We start from the raw sequence: 6,354 nt of genomic DNA, 5'->3' as shown, positions 1-6,354 counted from the left end.
GCCCCGCCCGCAGCGCCGGCCGTGCCGCCCGCTCCGCCGGTCGTGCCACCGGCCCCGCCCGCCGTGCCGCCGCCGGCCCCGCCCGCCGTGCCGCCGCAGGTGCCGTCGCATGAGTGATCCGCTGCGCCGCGACGGTCGTCTCGGCGTCGGCGTGATCGGCGCCGGCCGGGTCGGCCCCGTCATCGGCGCCGCGCTCGCCGGCGCAGGCCACGCCGTCGTCGGGATCACGAGCGGATCCGACGACGAGCGCGCATCCGCGGTGCTGCCCGACGTGCCCGTGCTGGATCCGCTCGACGTCGTCCGGCGGAGCGAGCTCGTGATCCTCGCGGTGCCGCACGACCAGCTCCCCGAGCTCGTGGCAGGCATCGCCGAGCTGGGCGGCTGGCAGCTCGGACAGCTCGTGCTGCACACCGACCCGGCCTACGGCGTCGAGGTGCTGCGGCCGGCGGCGGAGCGCGGGGCCATCCCGCTCGCCGTGCATCCGGCGATCACGTTCACCGGGACGTCCATGGACCTGCGTCAGCTGCAGGCCGGGTACGCAGCGGTCACCGCGCCGCCACCCGTCCTGCCCATCGCGCAGGCGCTCGCGGTGGAGATGGGGTGCGAGCCGGTGGTCGTCGCGGAGGGCGACCGGGCGGCCTACGCCGATGCGATCGAGGCGGTGACCGCGTTCTCCCGGTCGATCATCGGCCAGTCCACGGCGCGGCTCCGCGACATCGGCGTGGAGAACCCCGGGGGCTACCTCTCCGCGCTCGTCCAGTCCACGGTCGAGCGCGCGCTGCGCGAAGCATCCGATCCATCGCCGCTGCTCTGAGCTGACCGCGCCCGGGACGCCTGTGCCGGCGACCTCCGCCCGCCTCGAGGTGCGCGTTCTTGCCGGTCTCCCCGACGCGGCGTGGCCGCAAGGCGCACCTCGCGTGGCCCGTGTGCGAGAGCATCCGTTCGAGGTGCGCGTTGTCGTCGTCTTCCGTGCGAGAGGCGACGATGAGGCGCACCTCGCGTATGAAAGGCACGAGAGAGTCACCTCGCGGTGACGGCGTGCATCGCGTTCACCGCCCGCCGGAGAAACCGCCGCCTCCGCCTCCGCCGGAGAACCCGCCGCCGAAGGATCCGCCTGAACTCGACGAGCTGCCGGTGGTCGGCGCCGAGTACGTCGCGGCGGCGTGCGTCGAGGCAGCGAAAGCGGTGAGCTGGGAGCGCGCGAACGGAGCCGAGGGGTCCCCGATCCACGAGGCGCCGTGCTGCTCCTGCTCGTACGCGGCCTCGAGCACCTTGCCCCACTGCTTCTCCATCCCGAACAGCATCGCGTACGGCAGCAGGCGCTCGTACAGGACGATGACGTCGGCCGTGCCGTCCTTCCGGCGCTCGGCTCCCGAGTACGACTGCAGCATCCGCAGACGATCCGCCTCGGCCACGCGGATGAACTCGTGTACGCCCATGAGGTGCTCATAGGCGCGTGCGCCCTCGGCGCTCGCCACGGTGTGCTTGATGAAGGTGACCAGGCCCGAGAGCAGCACCAGGACCACAGCCACAGAGATCGCGACCATCGCGGGGACGGCCGTCACGCGGCCGCTGATCACGCCCCACAGCGCGAGGACGAACCCGACCGCGACCACGGCGATCGCCATCCACTGCACGACGACGGCGGCCCGGCTGCGCGCGGTGGTCGTGAGCCCCCTGGCCGTCGCCGCGTCCTTGCCGCGCTTCTCGAGCGCGCTCATCCGGCCGGCGAACGTCTCGCTCGCGCGAGGGAGGGTCACGACGTCTTTGCGCTTCTTCCCGGCGAACAGCGCGTCGAGAGCCTCGACGTCGAGCTGATCGGGGATCGGCGTGCCCGGCAGGCGACGCAGCCGCGGCTGCTCGGGCTGAGAGCCTTCTTCGATCCGCAGGGTCCCGCGGACGGCGAGATGCACGATCTCGGCGGGGATCACGTTCTCCGCTCCCGGGACGATCGCCGCGGCGAGCAGCGGGGGCATGTCATCGGGGACTTCGTACTGCGCGACGATGATGCCCGTCGCTCGACGTCTCGAGCGCCGGAACAGCAGGAGGGCGACCCAGCTGCCGAGCGACAGGAGCACGCCACCTGCCGCGGCGAGGGCCGGGACGGTGTCGGTGACCGGGTTCGGCTGCCTGGCCGGCGCCTGCGTGACGGTGCCCGGCTCGAAGCCGATGGCGACGGTCACGCCTTCGCCGGCGTCGAGCCCCTCCGCAGAGACCGCGAACATGCTGCGGCCGTCTTCGCTGCGCTGCGTGAGCTCGCAGCGGGTCGAGACGCCGTAGTAGCCGACGTAGCAGGAGGTGCTGCCGCTGAGCCGGTCGCTCATCTTCCCGTCGAAGAGGATCTCCGCCTGGAACGCCTCGATCGCCTGGGTGCTGTCGAGCGGGAGCAGGTCCCAGTAGAACTCATCCGCGCGGCCGTCGTCGCGGCTCAGGATGACGTCGCGCGTCTCGTACTCGATGACGTACGTGGTGAGGCCGCGGACGAAATCGTCGTCGCCGGTGAGGACGTACAGGATGCCGTCGTCCTCCTCGATCTCGTAGGGCACCGGCGCGCCGTTGCCATCGGTGACCGAGGTCACCTCCAGCTCGAGGCTCGCGTTCTCGTAGGTCGTGGGCAGACCGCGGACGATCCCGCGGTTCTGATCGAAGTCGGGGAACCGCGCGGCGAGCGTCTCCGTGACGTGCATCCGCGCGCGTCCCTCGTCGTCCAGGCCGACCTCGAATCGTGCATCCCACGAGGCGTACGAGAAGTCGTTCACATCGGACCGGACGGATGCCGCTGCGACGGCGTCCGCGTCCTTCGCGCTCTTCGCGTTCGATGCGACAGACGTGGTCGCCGCGCTCGCCGGGTCCGCGGCCGCCGCGGTCGCCGGGACGAGGAGGGCGACAGCCGCGAGGGCGACGGCGGCGATGGCATGGAGGAGGCGGGTGGCGGCCATGGACAGAGAGTATCGAGCGGGAGCGCAGGGGGCGTGAGCTCGCGCCGGTAAACTGGCTGGGACTTTCAAGGAGCCCCCTAATGACTGACGCGTCCGCCGCGCCCGAGCCGACCCCCGACGCCACCGAAGAGGACGTCCACGAGCAGAAGGCCGTGCGTCTCGCCAAGCGCGAGCGTCTCATCGCGAAGCGGGCGGATGCCGGTGGCGGCGCGTTCCCGGTCGGCGTCCCGGTCACGCACACGATTCCCGCGCTGCGCGCCGAGTACGGCGAACTCGAGGCCGGCGCCGAGACCGGCGTCGTGGTCGGCGTCGCCGGACGTGTGGTGTTCAGCCGCAACACGGGCAAGCTCTGCTTCGCCACGCTGCAGGCCGGCGACGGCTCGCGCATCCAGGCGATGATCTCCCTCGCGAACGTCGGCGAGGAGTCGCTCGCCGACTGGAAGGAGTACGTCGACCTGGGCGACCACGTCTTCGTGCACGGCGAGGTGATCTCGAGCCGGCGCGGCGAGCTGTCGATCATGGCCGACGACTGGGCGATCGCGTCGAAGGCGATCCTCCCGCTTCCGAACGCCTATGCCGAGCTCAGCGAGGAGGGTCGCGTCCGCAGCCGCTACCTCGACCTCATCGTCCGCGAGCAGGCCCGCACCACCGTGCGTGCGCGCGCCGCCGTCAACGCGAGCCTGCGCGCCACCTTCGGCAGCCACGACTACCTCGAGGTGGAGACGCCGATGCTGCAGGTGCAGCACGGCGGCGCATCCGCCCGCCCGTTCATCACGCACTCCAACGCCTTCGACACCGAGCTGTACCTGCGCATCGCACCGGAGCTGTATCTGAAGCGCGCCGTCGTCGGCGGCATCGAGCGGGTGTTCGAGATCAACCGCAACTTCCGCAACGAGGGCGCGGACTCCACGCACAGCCCGGAGTTCGCGATGCTCGAGGCGTACCAGGCCTACGGCGACTACAACCAGATGGCCGCGCTCACCCAGGAGCTCGTGCAGCAGGCGGCGATCGCGGTCGCAGGCTCCACCACGGTCACCTGGGCCGACGGCACCGAGTACGACCTCGGCGGCGAGTGGGACCGGATCTCGATGTACGAGTCGCTGTCGGCTGCGTCCGGCCGCGCGGTCACCCCGCAGGACTCCGTCGAGGATCTCATCGCCTTCGCCGAGGCCAACGGCGTCGACCTTCCGCCGCACCCGACCCACGGCAAGCTCGTGGAGGAGCTGTGGGAGCACTTCGTGAAGGGCGACCTCGTGCGCCCCACGTTCGTGATGGACTTCCCTGTCGACACCTCGCCGCTCGTGCGCGAGCACCGCTCGATCGACGGCGTCGTGGAGAAGTGGGACCTGTACGTCCGCGGCTTCGAGCTCGCGACCGGATACTCCGAGCTCGTCGACCCGGTGATCCAGCGCGACCGCTTCGTCGAGCAGGCCAAGCTCGCGGCGAAGGGCGACCTCGAGGCGATGCGGATCGATGAGGAGTTCCTGCGCGCGCTCGAGCACGGCATGCCGCCGTCGGGCGGCATGGGCATGGGAATCGACCGTCTCCTGATGGCGATCACCGGCCTCGGCATCCGCGAGACGATCCTCTTCCCGCTGGTCAAGTAGACGCTCCGCCCGCCGCTCCGCGCCGGAACGCCCACTCCGGAAGCGCTGCAGCGCCGATCATGGTCTCGAGGAGCGCCGCGAGTCCGTACTCCGGGTCGATCTCGCGCACGAGCTCGAGATAATGCCCGGCATGCGTGGACCGGCCGAGCGCCCAGGACAGCCAGGCCGCAGCCGTGAGCGGCCCTCGTCGTGACGGACGCGGTGCGCGGGAAGCGGCGAGTCTCACCACCGCCAGGGCGAGGCGCAGCCGATCAGGGTCAGGGGCGGGGCCCTGGCCGAGGAACACAGATCCGACCTCATCGGGGATCGTCGTGCCGTTCTCCGAGAACGCGAGCTGCGCGTCGAGCGCTCGGATGCCGCCGGCGAGGTCGGACGCCCACTGGGTGAGCGCGACGTCCCGGAAGAGCGGCCGATCAAAGCACCAGAGCAGCGCAGCGGTCGCGAACGCCGGCAGGTCCTGAGGTCGCTCGAGCACCGACTCGAAGAACGCGGGGATGTCATCGAGCATGACGAGGGCGGCGATGGCCTGCGGGTTCTCCCGGCCGGTCAGGCGTCCCTGGGCATCGCGGTCGAGCAGATCGTCCAGGTCGAGGAGCGCTCGCCCCACCCGCTCCCGCTCCGCGAGGTCAGCAGCAGGGAGCTCGGTGCCGGCCAGCTGGTCACCGGAGACATCCCCGATGCCAGGCACCTCCGGTGCGCCCCCGATCTCAGCGAGCGGCTGAAGCTCAGGTTCCTCCAGCAGGTAGCTCGCCCAGCCGCCGGGCGTGACGCAGAGAGCGTCGACGATACGCAGACCCGCGTCCTCAGCGCAGCCCAGCAGCTCGTCCACTTCGACCCCGAAGGGGAGGACCAGGCCGTCGCGGGTCGGCATCGGCGGGTCGTCGCAGTAGAGGACCAGGGCGACGGCATCCGTGCCCTCCACCCGGGAGACGAGACCGACGGCAGCGTCGGCGTACTCCTCGAGCTCGATCTCGGCATCGGGCAGATCGAGGCGCATAGCGCCATAGGTGCGCTTGCCGCTGAACGGCAGGAGGACGATGCTCCGCGTCGGGGTGAACCCGGCGAGGGAGGGCACGATGCGGAGGAACTCGGCGGAGTCGGAGGCTCTGAGAACAGTGGTCATGCCGAGAGTGTGCGAGGAGCGTGCCGTCGATGGGCGAACTCCACAGGCGTGCGGACCGGATCCGGCCGAATCCGCAGATGTGGAGAAGCAGTGGGCCGCGCTTACCATGGAGGCATGGAGAACTTCTGGCTCGCCGCAGCATGGTCCATCCTGCCGACCATCGGCGTGAGCGCCGTGTTCTTCTTCGTGATCCGCGGCATCCTCCGGTTCGATCGCACCGAGCGCAAGGCGCACGCGAAGATCGAGGCCGAGGAGCGTGCGGCCCGAGGCCTGCCTCCTCGCACCTGAAGAAGCGCGACACGCCCGAGAGTCGGCACTGATTTGCCGAGGTCCCGGAATCCACGTAAGTTATTACCTGTTCGCCCCACAGGGAAGCGGAGAGGCCGAGAGCCTTACCCCCCTCAAGCGGAGAACCACCTCCACCAAGATCAGCTCCTCGGAGCGGATCGCGGACACACTTCTGTCTGACGTGGAGCTTCCACTTCCCGAAAGCGTCGATTTGACAGCAAGACGGAAACGGATAAGCTAGTGAAGTTGCCTCGGCGCCTTGAGCGCCGAGCAGCAGATCTGGTCCCGAGCCTCACGGCGTGTCGATTTGACAGCCGGAATGGCGCGGGTAAGATAGAGAAGTTGCCCTGCGGGCCTGGTTGTGATGGCTGGGTCGTGGGAGCATCCGATCCTTGAG

At 70.3% G+C, this 6,354-nt stretch carries 5 protein-coding genes; 3 read left to right on the top strand and 2 right to left on the bottom strand.

The genetic code is table 11. From position 1 onward, the window contains the following. The first annotated feature begins 109 nt into the window (after positions 1 to 109). Positions 110 to 814, top strand: a complete 705-nt coding sequence (locus G6G98_RS17010) for a DUF2520 domain-containing protein (protein ID WP_164234897.1) — start codon at positions 110 to 112, stop codon at positions 812 to 814. A gap of 235 nt (positions 815 to 1,049) precedes the next feature. Here the strand turns inward: G6G98_RS17010 and G6G98_RS17005 are convergent, their stop codons facing one another. Beyond that, positions 1,050 to 2,939 (bottom strand): DUF2207 domain-containing protein, encoded by a 1,890-nt coding sequence (locus G6G98_RS17005; RefSeq protein ID WP_164234896.1) that lies wholly within the window; start codon positions 2,937 to 2,939, stop codon positions 1,050 to 1,052. A gap of 80 nt (positions 2,940 to 3,019) precedes the next feature. Here G6G98_RS17005 and lysS point away from each other — a divergent pair, with 80 nt between their 5' ends. Further along, positions 3,020 to 4,546 (top strand): lysine--tRNA ligase, encoded by a 1,527-nt coding sequence (lysS, locus tag G6G98_RS17000; RefSeq protein ID WP_164234895.1) that lies wholly within the window; start codon positions 3,020 to 3,022, stop codon positions 4,544 to 4,546. Here lysS and G6G98_RS16995 read toward each other — a convergent pair. Beyond that, the gene (locus tag G6G98_RS16995; RefSeq protein ID WP_164234894.1) at positions 4,539 to 5,669 is read right to left on the bottom strand and encodes a DUF4192 family protein; all 1,131 of its coding nucleotides are present in this window, start codon (positions 5,667 to 5,669) and stop codon (positions 4,539 to 4,541) included. The two genes, lysS and G6G98_RS16995, sit on opposite strands and share 8 nt — an antisense overlap. A gap of 114 nt (positions 5,670 to 5,783) precedes the next feature. Here G6G98_RS16995 and G6G98_RS16990 point away from each other — a divergent pair, with 114 nt between their 5' ends. Further along, positions 5,784 to 5,957: a hypothetical protein gene (locus G6G98_RS16990; protein ID WP_166706153.1), complete on the top strand. Its 174-nt coding sequence runs from the start codon at positions 5,784 to 5,786 to the stop codon at positions 5,955 to 5,957. Positions 5,958 to 6,354 lie beyond the last annotated feature (397 nt).

Origin of the sequence: Microbacterium hydrocarbonoxydans, from assembly GCF_011752045.1 — a bacterium.
In the GTDB taxonomy this organism is placed as follows: Bacteria; Actinomycetota; Actinomycetes; order Actinomycetales; family Microbacteriaceae; genus Microbacterium.
Note: the sequence above shows the minus strand (reverse complement) of the source record. Positions and strands in the feature narration are given on the sequence as shown.